We start from the raw sequence: 15607 nt of genomic DNA on the forward strand, positions 1-15607 counted from the left end.
CCTTACTCCATATATCTTTTGAAAAATGCTTCAAGTATGGCCGCTGCTCCTGCTATCGCCAAAATGTGAATCACATAAATAGAAGGTGGTGTTAACCATATCCAACTCACATACAACAGAGCCGTTGTCCACATTCCCATACACCAATAACAGCTAAGAAGCATCCCTAGCCACCGTCTTAGTCCCTTCCCCTTTGGTTCAATATAATAATAGGGCTGATCGGTTGTGTGATCTTCTTTCACTTCTAAAAAAGGCTTGCGCAACCAGCCTGTAATTTGATCATGTATCAATAACCTCGTTAATCGAAAAGAAGCTAATACAAGGACAACCCATTCGTATCCTTCTAACACCTGCTCTCCCCCTTTTTCTCATCTATACAAGATGTATGAGGAGTTACGCTTGTCTTATTCATTCTTTGATTAGACAAACACCCACCTTAAGAAGGCTGCATATAGTAGGGAAGAACTGTAAAGGAGAGATGACAAAAGATGAATGCATTTTTCAGACGAAATCAACGTCAACAACCCTCTGTGTTTTTTCTGCCTCCTGTTGTCATTGAGCAATATTTAAATCAGTGGGTGACCACAACGATTCCAGGTTATGGACGCGTGATTGCGTATGTCGCTGATTTTAATCGGAACACGGGTATGGTGTCTCTACTCGTGTATCAGCCACCGTTCTATAATCAGCAATTTGTTCAAGTTCACAATTCAGATCTTGTTAGTATTAGTCCATACTTTGGACCCACTCCTCCAAGACCTGGGCAAGGTGGCGGCGGACAGGGTCATTGGAACCCTGGAGGTGGGCAAGGACCGTGGAACCCAGGTGGTGGGCAAGGACCGTGGAATCCAGGGGGCGGTCAAGGCGGCGGTGGATTTTGGCCATGGCTTTGGAATCAAGTTGGGGGAAGTCAGCGCCAATAAAAAAACTGGAGACAAACGTTTTCGAAACGTTGTCTCCAGCCTAAGAGCTTGGACATAACTAAAAATCAAATAGAAGTTGGCGAATGATTTAGTTGCAGAATCATTCGCCATTTGTGGTTTTATTAGAACTAGCGGAGGGAGAATCCGAGACTCCTACGGAACAGAACGCGGTGAAGACACTGTAGCGGCGCTTTTCCGCGGAGGGGGCCGAGGCCGTTCCCGCAGGTGAGAGGAATTCTCCTGAAGCGGATCTAATGCTATATTCATAATTTAATCGTTATTAATGTTATGTCCAGGCCTTTTTATAAAGAAATAATATTGTATCCACCATCTACATGAAGAATTTCACCAGTAATTCCTCGTGCTAAGTCACTTGCCAGGAATAAAGCTGTGTCCCCTACTTCTTCTTGCGTTGTTGTTTTACGTAAAGGTGCTTTTTCTTCGATTGTTTTTAACACATCGTTGAAACCACCAATTCCTTTTGCAGCAAGCGTACGAATAGGACCAGCCGAGATCGCATTCACACGGATTCCATCCTTACCAAGGTCATTGGCCAGATATTTCACACTTGCATCAAGAGTCGCCTTCGCTACACCCATGACGTTGTAGTTTTTAATTACTTTTTCTCCACCTAGGTACGTAAGTGTAATGATGCTTCCACCTTCAGACATAAGCGGACGAGCTTCTTTTGCTACAGCAGTTAGTGAATACGCACTAATGTTTTGAGCAAGCAAGAAACCATCACGAGTTGTATTAAGATACTCGCCTTCAAGCTCTTCTTTATTTGCAAAAGCAATACAGTGGGCTAAACCATGAATCGTTCCAACTTCTTCTTTGATTTGCTTAAACGTAGAAGCAATTTCTTCGTCACTTGTAATATCACAAGGTAATACTAAATGATCATCACGATCCAAGCTTTCCGCTAATTGACGAACGTTTTTTTCTAGACGCTCTCCTGCATATGTAAAAATTAAACGAGCTCCAGCCTTCGCTAGAGACTGAGAAATTCCCCAGGCAATACTGCGTTTGTTTGCAACACCCATAACAACGAATGTGCGGTTTTCTAAAGATAATTGAAACATAAAATTTCCTCCTATTGGTTGTTGCTAGTAGTTGGTCCTAATGATTGTACCATATTTTATTCCGACTTTTCGATTTGAGTCAGTAATCGGCTAAAATCGTCTGGTGGCTTTGCTTCAAAAACCATACTCTCTTGTGTAAAAGGATGGGTAAAAGAAAGCTTATAGCTATGTAGTGCTTGGCGATCTAATCCTAAAGATTCTCCACCATATAGTTCATCTCCTGCTAAAGGATGCCCTATTGATGAAAAATGAACCCGAATCTGATGGGTACGCCCTGTTTCAAGTGCAATTCGAACATACGATAACGAAGAAGTTGATCCTAGCGTTTCATAATGAGTTACGGCTGGTTTACCATCTGGTGTCACCATGCGCTCGATAATACTATCAGGCTTTCGTCCAATCGGCAGATTAATCGTTCCATTTGGAGGGGTAACCACTCCCTGGACAATCGCTTCGTATCGCCTCTGCAAATGCCCTTCTTTTTGCTGTTTGCTCATTTGATCATGCGCATAACGGTGCTTGGCAATGACCAAAAGACCTGATGTCCCGCGATCTAGTCGATTAACCGGGTGAAACGTTGCTTGAATAGTATGTGCTTGATAGTAGGCTAATACTGCGTTGGCAAGAGTTCCTCGAGGGTATTCACGAGATGGAATGGTTGCCATACCTGCAGCTTTATTTACAATAAGAAAATGCTCATCCTCAAACACAATGTCAAAGGGCCTTGCTTCTGGAATTAATCCTTTTGAAGGAGTTTCCGGAGAAAGCTGAACCACTACCTCATCCCCCTCCTCCAAAACCGTTCGGACCGTTTTTTCCTCACCATTTACGCGTAGCGAGCCACCATGGTATTTAATCGAAGCGAGCATTTTTTTTGATATCTGTTTCCGGACTCTTAAAAAGGCACGCAGACTTGTATTTGCCGAAGAAGCTTCAACCTTCCAAACAAACGTAGGTTGATTATTCACCAATAAACGACTCCTTCACTCTTTTCCAAAATGGAAAAGGACGAAAACGAGCAAATCGAATGTTCTCTTCTGCCACTCTACATTGAATGGAGGCAATCTCTTGATGATTAATGGTGTGATGATCAATCGTAACCTGTACGTCCTCATTTTGAATGAGCTTCAATAAACAAGTATGATGCTGTGGCAAAACAAGCGGTGAGCCAATCGTCCGATACACACGATTATTAATAGAAGCCATTTCAGAAATCTGAAGAGAAGCAAGGGATGGATGCAGGATGGCGCCACCTAACGCTTTATTATAGGCCGTACTTCCTGACGGTGTGGATATACAAAGCCCGTCTCCTCGAAATGTTTCAAATGTCTCCCCTTTGATCTCTACATTACAGACTAGGGAGGAACCTTGAGAATTCTTAACTGTTGCTTCATTAAGTGCCAAATAACGCTTTGGCGTCGAACCATCCGCATAGCGTACAACCACTTCTAACAGCGGATACTCCACTACTTGAAACGGTGTTTTTGCAATATGAATAATCAAATTCTCTACTTCATCTGGAATCCAATCGGCATAAAAACCTAAGTGTCCTGTATGAACACCAACAAAAGCTGTTTCTTCAAGTCGGTGACTGTAATCGTGGAAGGCTTGAAGGAGCGTTCCATCTCCGCCTACTGAGATCACAATCTCCGGCTCTTGTTCATTTTCTGTTAAACCAAATTCATTAAGTGATCGTATGATTTGTTCAACCAATGCATCTGATATTGAATCGCCACGTGATGCGACTGCGTAATTCAATGGATCACCTCATTTTACATTACTGTATATTTTGTTGCTGTTGATGTTTTGCTGATAGGAGTCGCTGGGCCTCCCTAACCTCATCTCGAATAATGGACATCTCTTCGTCTAGTTGAAATGCGGCTTCCGATGCTCGCATCAGTCTCATGCTAATATCCTCAGGAATTTCCCCACTATACTTATAGCGCAAAGAGTGTTCGATTGTTGCCCAGAAGTTCATCGACAAGGTCCGTACTTGAAGTTCGACCTGAATCTTCTTTTCACCTTGGATGGTTTGGACCGGATACCAAATAATTAAATGATACGACCTGTACCCACTCGGTTTTTGCTCCAGAATATAGTCTCGTTCTTCTATAATTTCAAAGTCTTTACGTTTGCGAATGAGTTCAATGACTGTTTCAATATCTTCAACAAACTGGGTGACAATTCGGACACCTGCTAGATCTTGAATCTCTTTTTCGAGGTCATCAAACGAAATCTTCTTACGCGCAGCTTTATTTAAAATACTTGATACGGGTTTCACTCGCCCGGTCACAAATTCAATAGGTGTATGGTTAGAGCTTTTTTGATATTGCTCCCTGATCCCCTTTAACTTAACCTTTAATTCTTCAACTGCCTGTTTATATGGTGACAGAAGTTCATCCCAGCTGTTCATGTTTAATCACCACCTAATTAGTTTCGTTCAGATGAAAGGCTTTTAATACGGCTTGTTCAAAATCAGCACCGTAATTCCCATTGCCTGCAATGTTCTCTAAGAGAAAATCAAATTCTTCATGGAACCCTGTAAGCTCCATTCCTTGATCTTCTCCTAAGACAAGCCAAATAGGCTTTTTTGTTTGATAAGCTTGGTTAACGGTTTCCCACATTTCTTGATGGAACACAATGTGATGAAAACCTGTATCATCTTCAATTATGTATACAAATGCAAATCCATCAGAGTCAACGAGCAATCGGTTCCCAGGTTTCACCTTTTGTGCTGTTTCGATTGGTACGTTCTCATGGCCAACTACACGCCATTGGGTATCGGTTTCAATCATTTCTATAATGTGTATTTTGTGCATAGTATGTACCCCTCATTCCAAATGAAAAATCAAGCGTATTCCACTTACCAGTTTATCATATTTTTAAGCGGCACAGAATTGATTCCCCACAGAACTGAACGAAGTTGAGCTAAAAATTTCTCTATGTCATAATAGATAGATCCATAAACCGTTGATTAATCAGGAGGACCTTACCTAAATGGCTCAAGAACTTGAATTTGAAACCAAAACATTAGTATTTTTAGATGAGTTTCATGCATTACATACTTTTTTTCAAACAACAAATCAAGAAGCGATCACTCAACACAATCATTATTTTGAAACACCAGCTTTCGCTTTAAAGGAAGCAGGTTCTGCCTTACGCATACGAGAGAAACATAAGAAGTCTACTCTAACATTAAAACAACCTGCTCTAGACGGCGGGTTACTTGAAACACATCAATCCATTACAGAGGATGAACAAAAAGTAGCTATTAAAGAAGGCAAGCTACCTGATGGAGAGGTTTTACAGCGAGTAAGCTCCCTACAAATTCATACAGATGATCTAAAATTTATTGGTACCTTAACAACGGATCGCCTAGAGTTTCCTTATGACGGAGGAACGGTTTGTCTTGATAAGAGTAGCTATCATGGTGTGATCGATTACGAGCTTGAGTTTGAAGGAACATCAATGGAGCATGCCGAGCAAGTAATCACGTCCATTCTAAAGAAAACAAATATCCAAAGAAAAAAAACACCGAACAAGGTTGCTCGATTCTTTGCACAAAAAGAAACTAAGCGTACATAGTAAATAAAAAAAGACGAAAGAACGGTGATATCATCCCATTCTTTCGTCTTTTTTCGCCGTTACATTTGATTAAACAGTTCGAAACGTGTTCATTACCTTTGGTACATAAGCCATGGTTTCTTTGAACGGTGGGATGCCATTGTACTTATCAACGTTGCCCGGACCCGCGTTATAAGCAGCAAGAGCCTTTTCAATAGAGCCGTTATATTTTGTCAGCATGCTTTTCAAATACTTTGCGCCACCGTTAATGTTTTGCTCAGGATCAAATACATTCTGTACACCGAGCCCTCTAGCCGTTGCAGGCATCAGCTGCATAAGTCCCGAGGCTCCTACATGACTTTTAGCGTTCGGGTTAAAATTTGATTCTTGCTTGATCACCGCATAAAGCAATTTAGGATCTAACGAATAACGAGCTGCTGCTTTATCAATCAAATCTTTAAAAGGGTATGGCGTACTTGGTGCATTTGTATTGACTGGAACGGTTTCAGGTGATTGAATGTGCGAAACCTGCTGTTGAATGGATTCAAACCGTTCTTTCGCTGCTTGAGATAAAAATAGATCACTTATACTTGTTTGTGGCGGTTCCAATAACGGTTGCTGATTAAGCTGATTATGGAGTACATCAGAAAACATATGATTTGCTTCATTAGCTGAACCACCATATCGTTGATTCGCCCAAGATAGCTGTGTTTGGTTTTTCATATTTACTAATTGATTATGTAACAATGAAAATTCCATCTTCTCACCCTCTTCTCATCCATTACTTTTTTTACTATACCAAAGCCTGTCCCACAAACCAACAGAAAAACAAACATTAATTCCAATATATTCAATTGCCGTACAGATTATTTGAAGTTCTTAATCAAGGTTGCTACAATGTAGAAGAGGTTGACAAAGGGAGTGTAACTGTCATGCCAGATTCCAATTCTACTCCGTATATAGCTCTAGGTGGCGAAGAGGTGCTTTCAAAATTAGTAGACACCTTCTATTTTCATGTAAGCAACCATACTCTATTATCGGATTTATTTCCTGATGATTTAACAGAAACAGCTTATAAACAAAAACAATTTCTTACACAATTTTTAGGAGGGCCTTCTCTATATACTGAAGAGTTTGGTCATCCGATGCTTAGAGCTAGACATCTTCCATTCCCCATAACCGAGGAACATGCCAATGCATGGTTACAGTGTATGGAGCAAGCACTCGAAGATGTAAAAGTTGATCAAACAGTGCGTATGTATATGATGGAACGCCTTTCTTTAACTGCACATCATATGGTAAATACGCCTTAGAAAGGAGAATGACCATTGAATCCTCAAGAGATGTTAGCAACGTGTGATGATAAACAGGGCGTATGTGGTCTAAATCCAGGTGTATCTTATCCAACTAAACAATTAAAACCTATTGAAATTTATACTTTTATTGATCCACTATGTTCTGAATGCTGGGCCATTGAGCCCATTTTAAAGAAGCTGTATCTGGAGTACGGCGCGTATTTTCGGATCCGGGTGATTTTGGCCGGGAAACTAAAAGTCTGGAATGCCTGTCCTTCATTAGTTTCAACGAAAAGAAACAATCGCTTCAAAGAGGACCCTCCAGGAGCAAAAGGAATGTCCTGTGAAGGTGCTGTACGATTTAAACCAGACGAACTTGAACCTTATCGTGCTTCACTAGCCATAAAAGCCGCCGAGCTGCAAGGACCTCAAGCTGGAACTAGGTTCTTGCGAAAGTTAAGGGAATACCTTTTTCTTGAAAAGCTAAATATCACCGATGAAAAGGTGCTAACTAACTGTGCAAAAGACGCTGGACTTGATCTTGAAGCTTTCACGTTTGATCTACATTCTCCTTCTTCTGCAAAGGCGCTTCAATGCGATGCCAAAACAACTAAAGAGATGGATGTAGAATCCGTACCGACGTTTGTCTTCTTTAATGATAATGTGGAAGAAGAAGGCATGAAAGTCTCTGGTCAATATCCGTATCACGTGTACGTTCAAATTCTAGAAGACATGCTTGGCTTTAAACCAGAACGTGCTGAGCCAATTGGATTAGAGGGATTTTTAAAGCAACATTTATTTGTTGCAACTGTCGAATGTGCAGCGGTTCTAAATATTACGGAGGAAGAAGCGACAAAGCAATTAAAGCTGCTTAAACTCCAACAGAAGGTTGAAGCTGTGCCATATAAGTATGGAACGTTTTGGCGCTATATTAAAAAAGAATAGCATGGACGATTTGTTCGTTTCATAGAATAAAACAGGACACCATTAAGGCGTCCTGTTTTTTCTCTATAAGGAGTGGGATAGGTGAAAGCAATCACATTGGTGTTTAAACTATGCATCGTCATCGTGACGTTTTTTTTGTACTTGCTCGGATTGATGAATGTTTTCCCCGTTTTGATCGGAGGCGTCCTATTCTTTCTTTCCATTCTCTTTTTACTCTATCCTTCTGTGAAGGCAAATCGGTTTAAAGGATTTCGCTCTTAGTCTTCTAGTAATTCTTCCATCTGATCAAGAGTTTGCTCAAATAATTCCATTGCCTGTTTGATTGGATCAGCTGTTGTCATATCTACCCCTGCCTTTTTCAACATATCAATAGGGTATTCAGAGCTTCCTGTTTTTAAGAATGATAGAAATCTGTCAACAGCTGGTTGACCTTCCTCAAGTATCTGTTTAGATAATGCTGCTGCTGCACTATATCCGGTTGCGTATTGGAACACATAAAAATTGTAGTAGAAGTGAGGAATTCTTGCCCATTCATATCCAATCTCTTTATCGATAACCATGTCCTGACCGTAATACTTTACGTTCAAATCATAGTACGAGCGTGTCAGTTCATCCGCCGTTAATGATCCACCTGCTTCTACTTTTTCATGAATAAGCTTCTCAAATTCAGCAAACATGGTTTGACGGAATACAGTACCTCTGAACCCTTCTAAGAAATAATTCAGGATATAAAGTTTCTTTTCTTTGTCATCAAGTGTTTCAATAAAATGATGATGTAGTAAGGCTTCGTTTAATGTGGAAGCTACTTCCGCTACGAAAATCGTGTAGTCACCATACACATATGGCTGTGTGCTTCTTGTATAGTCACTGTGTAAGCTATGCCCAAACTCATGAGCTAATGTGAACAGATTATCAACATCATCCTGCCAGTTCATTAAAATAAATGGTTTTGTACCATACGATCCAGATGAATACGCACCGCTTCGCTTTCCCTTATTCTCCTGAACATCTACCCATCTTTCTTCAAAGCCTTTTTTTAATCGATTAACATACTCTTCGCCTAAAGGGGCTACTGCTTCGATAACCTTCTGCTTGGCTTCCTCATATGTCACGCTGAACTCTACATCCTGAACAATTGGCGTATAAAGATCATACATATGTAGTTCTTCCACACCTAAACATTTTTTTCTCAAGCGAACGTAACGGTGAAGTAATGGCAGGTGATCTTCTACAGTCTCAACAAGTTGATCGTAAACACGTAATGGTATATGTGTTTCAGATAACGCAGCTTCCCTGGCACTATTATATTTTCTTGATTGAGCATGAAAAATATCGCCTTTTACTTGTCCACTTAACGTGGCTGCAAACGTATTTTTATATGATTCATACGTAGCATATACAGCCTCAAACGCTGCTTTACGAACATCTCGATTCTTGCTTTGCAGGAGTGAGACAAAACGACCATGCGTAATCTGTACCTCTTTGCCGTCCTCTCCCTTAATAGTCGGGAACTCCAAATCAGCATTATTTAGGGCACCAAATGCCTGACTTGAAGCTAGGAGCGCTTCTTTCGCTCTTGCTAAAAGCTCCTCTTCCTTCTCAGATAGAATATGGTCTCTCTGTTTTTTAAGTTGATCAAACATATGAGCAAATGCTTGTAACTCTTTCTTTTCTGAAACAAGAGTATCAAGTACCTTTGGTTCCATTGCCAAAAGCTCTGGTGTAACAAATGCAGCCTTTTGTTCAAGAAGCGACATTAAACCATATGCTTGATCCTGCAGGGCAGAGTAATATGAATTCCCAGTATCTTGATCATGTCTCATATGAGCATACGCAAATAATTTACCAAGCTGTTCTTCAAGCTCTAGCTGTTTGCTTAATGCTTGAAATAAAATGTCCGAAGACTCACTTAGCTTTCCACGGAATTCGTCCATTTCAGAAACGTCTCCCTTAAATTGCTGTGCGACTTGCTCCCACTTTTCGTCGCTACTAAAAATCGATTCCAGATCCCATGTATCAGCCACTGGTACTTCGTTTCTCTCTAAAACGTTCTTAGTCAATAAATACACCTCCAATAAACTAGCTCTGAGTATAGAGCTTCACCCTCTATTATCTCTGAATTTGATGGAAATTGGGAGTATTTTGACTTATTTTCGATAGATTTGTATCGAATTGATTGGCTTGATTTGGGGTTAAAGGAAGAGTAATGCCTCTTTTAAGGATAAATACCGTGTCCCCTTTCTCTTCATAAACACCAAATAATTTTAATAGACACATGTATTCTAGGATCATTTGTTTAAGCAAATCTGAGTCGCTATTAAATGGGTGTGTACGAAAGGTAAGGATTCGGTTGTACATAAAGGGGGTAAGATTATTTTTTATTTTAGATAGTGAAATGCTTTGGTTTACAGTGAGAGGCAAGATACTTGAAACAAGTATAATCGTTTGCCAAATGTGAGGAGATGTTTCGATGAAATGTTGAACAGGAAGAAACCAACCAGCTTCAGCAGGAAATTGACTTGGGCTTATGTTGTGATGGTATAGCCACTTTTGATACATTCGACGTTCTTTTGACTGATAAGGATGTACAGGAGGGTAACGCCAGGCTTTTTTTAACCGAAGCCAAGACTTTGGATTAAGTGTTGGAATGATAGAGGGATGAAGAATGGTGTCCAATGAGAAAGAGGCATTTTTTTTGCAGCTTAGCTGCGCCAAGGCTCGGGTGGTTGAGAATGATCGAATTTGTTTTAATAAAATCCACTGTGAGGATTCAGGACAGTAGTAATTGATGTTCATCTGTTCCATGCGATCTTTTCTAGCCGTCAGCCATTCAAATCCTAAGATCTGAAACACATCTCCTTGCTTACGCCGAAGCCTATTACCACCAATGATCCAAATTGGCGTAATACCTATTTGCTGATACCCTTGTGTACGTTCAAGGAAGCGTTCCTCTGATAAGGAAGAACATTGATATTCAATCGCAATCAATTGATTACCTACTTTACAAAGTAAATCGGGACGTTGTTGGATAAGCGGTAAATATACTTCTAATGAAACGGGGATTTTTTGTTTCACTAACCAGTTGTATAATTGTAGCTTGCCGCTTAAGTGATATGGAGATTCTGGTTCAAGCGAGAGTCTACACGTGGTATGTTTGTAGTGAGCGAAATGCCATTGGCGTTTCGTGCCAAGCTTTAACGTAACCCTGGCATCGCATGCGGGACACGCAAAATGTTTCTTAGATCTTAAATCTTTAAGTTCCTTTTCAAACCATTTGTCGGCCATTGAAATTTTTGTCCCATCTTCAAGGACAGCAGTTAGCATAGAAACACCTCCATGCTACGTTATGTTCGACAAAAAGTTCAGCAATCCTTTTAAATAATACAAAAAAACTGGGAGATAACACGAATGTCGTGAGCTAAACATGAATATAGCAACTAATCCGCTACAAGAGAATTCCTCGCACCCGTCGGGAACGGCCTCAGCCCCTTGCGCGGAAAAACGCCGCTACATTGTCTTCACTGCGTTCTGTTCCGTAGGAGTCTCGGGTTCTCCCTCCGCTCGTTATAATAAAAAGCAGAAACGGCGAATGATTCTGCAATTGAATCATTCGCCGTTTGTGTATTGATTTTTGGTTATGTCTCAAGCTCGATTTATTTAGGCTCTTGGGGAAAACTGCTGTCGTAGTGTCTCAAGTGCGGACTCATCAATAATTGACTTTCCATACTCTCCTACACGATGAACGGTGATGTCTGATTCAAATCCATATTCCAGGATGTGGCTTAGCATATTATCTTGTTCATCTTCAGTATATTGTTCATCATCAAATACGATGTGTAAATAATAATGACCCTCAAAATGGAATAATCTATTATCCAGATCCGCCTCTAAAAAGCTATGGCTCAAATCAATTAAGTCTTCAAAGTCTTTAAACCCAATCATAAGCTCTAATGGCTCGTGAATCGATTCATCCTGATCAAGAAGCTCAGCTCCATTATCTGTTTCACTGTCTCCATTAGCAAGAGCATGTTTGTCCTGCCAATCAGGTACGTCAAGCTTCATGCTGCCGTCCGTTACTTGTCCTCTTGTTACTAAGATTTCAAGACCACGGTCCATTGCATGAACCTGGATCCATAATGGGCCATCTAATTCAAAATCATCACGATTATTCGCTTCATTCATCATTTCAAAGAAGAGCTCTTCTCCACGCTCACGATTGTACCAAATTTCGTCTCGTTCAAAACCTCTTGACTCTATATCTTTATACGTAATAAAAAATTTAATGGTTGTGTCATTCACGCGTTCGATATCCATAATCGCTCTCCTCCGATCATTTACTCTAAGCAAGATCTCTGCTTGAATGGTATAGTTACACTTTACCCTTTGTATAGAACGGTTAACCTCGTAATAAAAGGGATCGTAACTTTCTTCTATTTTATGATAGTTCAAAGTAAAAAGGAATGATAAAATCAGATTTTTCTAAATTCCTTTTTATGATATGAACCCTTTTGTAATTCCTTATTTTCCTTTATTGAATACTTACTGTCAAGTATCCGTGCTTATAAATAAAACCTTCTACACATGACTGTAGAAGGTTTATTGTTAATTAACAAGTCGCTGCGCTTCTTGTAATTGGAATGTACGAACTTTTCTAGGTAAGAAGCGACGAATCTCAGCTTCGTTATAACCCACTTGAAGACGCTTTTCATCGAAAATAATTGGTCGACGTAATAGACCTGGATTTTCACTAATAATTGTAAAAAGAGTTTGTAATGAAAGGTTTTCAACCTCAACATTAAGCTCTTGAAAAACTTTGGAACGAGTTGAAATGATCTCATCTGTTCCATCCTCAGTCATTCGAATCACTTCTTTAACCTCGTCCACTGAAAGCGGTGAAGAAAAAATATTACGTTCCTCAAACGGAATGTCATGCTCCTCTAACCATGCTTTTGCTTTACGACAAGATGTACAGCTTGGTGAAGTTAACAATGTGACCATCTTACCAACCTCTCCCTTCAAGGAATCAATCTTTTGACTAAAAATGAGAACGTCTGTTTCACACTACTTATTATACAGAAAGTACGGTTGAAAGTACATAGTAGTTACAAAAAAGTTATACAAAACCTCTACATTAAAAGTCGATCGTTTAATATGTAACTAGTGATGTACATTCCCCGTAATACTTTAGCTTAAACATAGTATACTAAAAATCTTTTTAAACAAAAATGTTTCATAACTCTTTTACAAGTTGTTACTCAATTCAAAAAAAGTCCACCATAATGGCAGACATTTAAGCAATAATTTTACGATATGATTGAGGAGTTGTTTGTTTTAACGGTGACCTTTTCCAATTATCTACATTCTTCTTTAAAAGGTCTTTTAACATTTCCCGCTTTTTCTTTTGATGCTTTGCTTTTTCTTTATTCTTCAATTGGCACACCACCTTTTGCCGAGTTGCCTTTAATCTACTGCTTTTTCATCCTTATTGTACGTAACAGCCTGATCCACTGCATCGTAAGATTCTCCGTACAGATCTTGGTCTTTATACGTATGGATGTTTTCGTACGTGTGTTTCATTTTCTCATAAATACTATGCTCTGTTTCATCTGTGGGTGACCAGTACAAGATCTCAAGCTCATTCACTGTGTTCGTTGCTAATGACTTCTTACGGTACCCTACAGACTGGGCATGAGTAAACCCTTCCCTAGAATAAAATCGATTCCTTTTCACAGTATCTGTATCTTCATAATCAACCGGTTCAACTTCTAAAATAATGGGTTTATTCTTACGCTTAAGCTTATCGAGTAATTGCTTTCCTAACCCTTGACCACGTGCATCCTTAGATACGAACAAGTAATCAACAAAAACAAAGTCATCTGTTTCTACATACATAATAACATGGTTTTCGCTTTCATCTTTATGGTAAATATCTGCTTTTTCTTTTAACAGCAGTTCCATATGTTCTTTTGACTTCATCTCTTCAACCGGAAAATACTTACTAAGTTTTTCATACCAGCTCATTGTAGACTCATTCCTTCCTTTATTCTTCATTACTTTTAACGTATGGGCATTACTATATTCCTTTTTTTCAAAAAGAGTAAACGCTATCTTTTTTATAATCACAAAAGAGGCTAGGATATAACATTAAAATAAATATAAACCACCGACATGGAAGATAGGCACTACTCTTATAATAAAAACAAAAATGGCGAATGATTCAGTCGATGAATCATTCGCCCTTTTTCAATTAATCTTTAGTTATGTTTCGGTCTCTCGCTTTATTGTTCACTTGATTCAAGCTTCTTAAGGAGAATAATTTACGCCTTGTGAATAGGTGTTCCCAGCATTCCATAGAAGAAATTCAGTAATTCCTTCTTCTTTTAGACCTCGAATTTGATCTTCAACCTGCTCTTTACCATATGTTTGCCATTCTCCAGATGGTAAGTAGCTTGCCGTAAAGTCTTGAAGCCACGGTCTAGAGACTGGTCCGTCTTCAAGCTCGGAAAGAAGCTCATTTTCAACTTTAGCGTACTCTTTTGACATTTCATATGGGTAAAGGTCTGGCTTATCAATTCCAAAGTATGAGGTCCAATGACTCGGATAAATCATAGAAGAAATAACGTCAACGTTATCAGAAATGCCCAAGAAGCTTTGTCCGATTCCAGGTGCATACTCTACAGTCGCTGCATATCCAAAAATATCAACCGATACATCCACATCATATGCGCTTAACTCTTCTTTTGCATATGCAACAAAGTCATTGACCGCGTTAACACGGCGGTGAATGTTATCTCCATCTCCACCTTCGTATTTACCAGTTGAATATTCAAGATCCTCATCGCGTTTCTCAAATCCCTCTGGGAAGCGAACATAGTCAAACTGAATTTCTTGGAAACCCATTTTTGCAGCCTCTTCAGCAATATCAACGTTATATTCCCAGACTTCTTCAAGGAATGGATTAACAAAAGCTTCACCACGCCCGTTCTTCCAAACCTTTCCGTTTTCTTTAAACGACCATTCCGGTTTCTCTTCTGCCAAAACGGAATCCTTAAACACAACAACACGTGCAATTGGATATATGTTATTTTCTTCTAATACGTCAAACATTTTTTCAGGATCACTTATGTAATTATGTGCGATATCATAGAAGGGAGAATCTTCGTCCGGACGGTATGTAAGATGTCCATTATCTTCTTTAATGTCAATAACCATAGAATTTAATTCTGTATCATTTACCATGTCTACAAGCGTATTGAATCGTTCCCCACCAGCTGAATTACCCGTAACATAAATTCCTTTTACTCCATCCTCTGGATAACTAAATTGCCTATTTGATGAGTGTACAAAGCGTGCCAATCGATCAGGCAAATTGTAGCTTTTCAGTTCAGTTACCTTTTGAGCAAGTTCTTTTGCTCCATTCCCTGACTCGTCTTCAGCATGCGCCGTGTGGCTTATTCCCACAACAGCAAGTCCCATTGCAAAAACGGATACTGCTTGCTTCCACATCTTGCCACAACCCTTCGTTTCTAGATTAATCCTCATCCTTTGCATCCCAATCCTCTGGGATCGGTTCGTTCATTTCTTGTTCCATTGCCTTTCTTTTCAAATCAATCTGTTCTTTGTACCACTCAAACTGTTTCTTGCTTACTACATATTCTTCCCCATTATGTAATGCTTTGATGTTTCCTGCTGCAACCTGTCCTTTGATGTATGCAAGCGGAAGATCTAAGTATTCGGCCAATTCCGATAATGATATGTACATACGTAACCTCAACCTCCACGGAGAGTATATCGTTTT

General features: G+C 39.6%; 19 protein-coding genes. 4 read left to right on the plus strand and 15 right to left on the minus strand.

Annotated features, from left to right (window positions below):
- Positions 1-2 precede the first annotated feature (2 nt).
- Complete coding sequence (locus tag NSQ54_13250) at positions 3-350, minus strand: DUF1360 domain-containing protein (protein ID WYP25280.1); 348 nt, start codon at positions 348-350, stop codon at positions 3-5.
- Between the two features lie 138 nt (positions 351-488).
- Between NSQ54_13250 and NSQ54_13255 the strand changes: the two genes are divergently transcribed.
- The gene (locus NSQ54_13255) at positions 489-923 is read left to right on the plus strand and encodes a hypothetical protein (protein ID WYP25281.1); all 435 of its coding nucleotides are present in this window, start codon (positions 489-491) and stop codon (positions 921-923) included.
- Between the two features lie 302 nt (positions 924-1225).
- On the opposite strand, the gene fabI is transcribed toward NSQ54_13255, so the two are convergent.
- From fabI to NSQ54_13280, 5 genes are read right to left on the minus strand one after another with little or no spacing between them, the layout of a single operon-like run.
- Complete coding sequence (gene fabI / locus NSQ54_13260; GenBank protein ID WYP25282.1) at positions 1226-2005, minus strand: enoyl-ACP reductase FabI; 780 nt, start codon at positions 2003-2005, stop codon at positions 1226-1228.
- 56 nt (positions 2006-2061) lie between these two features.
- Positions 2062-2973 (minus strand): RluA family pseudouridine synthase, encoded by a 912-nt coding sequence (locus tag NSQ54_13265; GenBank protein ID WYP25283.1) that lies wholly within the window; start codon positions 2971-2973, stop codon positions 2062-2064.
- A complete protein-coding gene (locus tag NSQ54_13270) occupies positions 2966-3763 on the minus strand; it encodes an NAD kinase (GenBank protein ID WYP25284.1) in 798 nt (265 codons plus the stop codon). Before NSQ54_13270 ends, NSQ54_13265 begins: the two co-directional genes overlap by 8 nt.
- A 19-nt stretch (positions 3764-3782) precedes the next feature.
- On the minus strand, positions 3783-4418 hold the full coding sequence (locus NSQ54_13275; GenBank protein WYP25285.1) for a GTP pyrophosphokinase family protein: 636 nt from the start codon (positions 4416-4418) through the stop codon (positions 3783-3785).
- A gap of 13 nt (positions 4419-4431) precedes the next feature.
- Positions 4432-4824 carry a hypothetical protein gene (locus tag NSQ54_13280; protein WYP25286.1) on the minus strand — a complete coding sequence of 131 codons (393 nt, stop codon included), beginning with the start codon at positions 4822-4824 and terminating at the stop codon, positions 4432-4434.
- Positions 4825-5002: 178 nt separating this feature from the next.
- Here NSQ54_13280 and NSQ54_13285 point away from each other — a divergent pair, with 178 nt between their 5' ends.
- On the plus strand, positions 5003-5590 hold the full coding sequence (locus NSQ54_13285) for a CYTH domain-containing protein (protein ID WYP25287.1): 588 nt from the start codon (positions 5003-5005) through the stop codon (positions 5588-5590).
- Positions 5591-5659: 69 nt separating this feature from the next.
- Here NSQ54_13285 and NSQ54_13290 read toward each other — a convergent pair whose 3' ends face one another.
- A complete protein-coding gene (locus tag NSQ54_13290; GenBank protein ID WYP25288.1) occupies positions 5660-6328 on the minus strand; it encodes a lytic transglycosylase domain-containing protein in 669 nt (222 codons plus the stop codon).
- A gap of 173 nt (positions 6329-6501) precedes the next feature.
- Between NSQ54_13290 and NSQ54_13295 the strand changes: the two genes are divergently transcribed.
- Positions 6502-6882: a globin gene (locus NSQ54_13295; protein ID WYP25289.1), complete on the plus strand. Its 381-nt coding sequence runs from the start codon at positions 6502-6504 to the stop codon at positions 6880-6882.
- A gap of 15 nt (positions 6883-6897) precedes the next feature.
- Positions 6898-7809, plus strand: coding sequence for a ClpXP adapter SpxH family protein (locus NSQ54_13300; protein ID WYP25290.1), 912 nt, complete (start codon positions 6898-6900; stop codon positions 7807-7809).
- A gap of 257 nt (positions 7810-8066) precedes the next feature.
- Here NSQ54_13300 and pepF read toward each other — a convergent pair whose 3' ends face one another.
- From pepF to NSQ54_13340, 8 genes are all read right to left on the minus strand, one after another.
- Positions 8067-9869: an oligoendopeptidase F gene (pepF, locus tag NSQ54_13305; protein ID WYP25291.1), complete on the minus strand. Its 1803-nt coding sequence runs from the start codon at positions 9867-9869 to the stop codon at positions 8067-8069.
- Positions 9870-9918: 49 nt separating this feature from the next.
- Complete coding sequence (locus tag NSQ54_13310) at positions 9919-11133, minus strand: competence protein CoiA family protein (GenBank protein ID WYP25292.1); 1215 nt, start codon at positions 11131-11133, stop codon at positions 9919-9921.
- Positions 11134-11466: 333 nt separating this feature from the next.
- Positions 11467-12123, minus strand: a complete 657-nt coding sequence (gene mecA / locus NSQ54_13315) for an adaptor protein MecA (GenBank protein WYP25293.1) — start codon at positions 12121-12123, stop codon at positions 11467-11469.
- 288 nt (positions 12124-12411) lie between these two features.
- Positions 12412-12807, minus strand: coding sequence for a transcriptional regulator SpxA (spxA, locus tag NSQ54_13320; GenBank protein WYP25294.1), 396 nt, complete (start codon positions 12805-12807; stop codon positions 12412-12414).
- Between the two features lie 292 nt (positions 12808-13099).
- The gene (locus tag NSQ54_13325; GenBank protein WYP25295.1) at positions 13100-13240 is read right to left on the minus strand and encodes a hypothetical protein; all 141 of its coding nucleotides are present in this window, start codon (positions 13238-13240) and stop codon (positions 13100-13102) included.
- Between the two features lie 29 nt (positions 13241-13269).
- Entirely contained in the window at positions 13270-13830 is a 561-nt protein-coding gene (locus NSQ54_13330; protein WYP25296.1) for a GNAT family N-acetyltransferase, read from the minus strand.
- A gap of 282 nt (positions 13831-14112) precedes the next feature.
- Positions 14113-15351 carry a putative glycoside hydrolase gene (locus NSQ54_13335; protein WYP25297.1) on the minus strand — a complete coding sequence of 413 codons (1239 nt, stop codon included), beginning with the start codon at positions 15349-15351 and terminating at the stop codon, positions 14113-14115.
- The gene (locus NSQ54_13340; protein WYP25298.1) at positions 15341-15571 is read right to left on the minus strand and encodes a hypothetical protein; all 231 of its coding nucleotides are present in this window, start codon (positions 15569-15571) and stop codon (positions 15341-15343) included. The genes NSQ54_13335 and NSQ54_13340 overlap by 11 nt, the downstream gene beginning before the upstream one ends.
- Positions 15572-15607 lie beyond the last annotated feature (36 nt).

Source organism: Alkalihalobacillus sp. FSL W8-0930, assembly GCA_037965595.1.
Taxonomy (GTDB): Bacteria; Bacillota; Bacilli; order Bacillales; family Bacillaceae_D; genus Alkalicoccobacillus.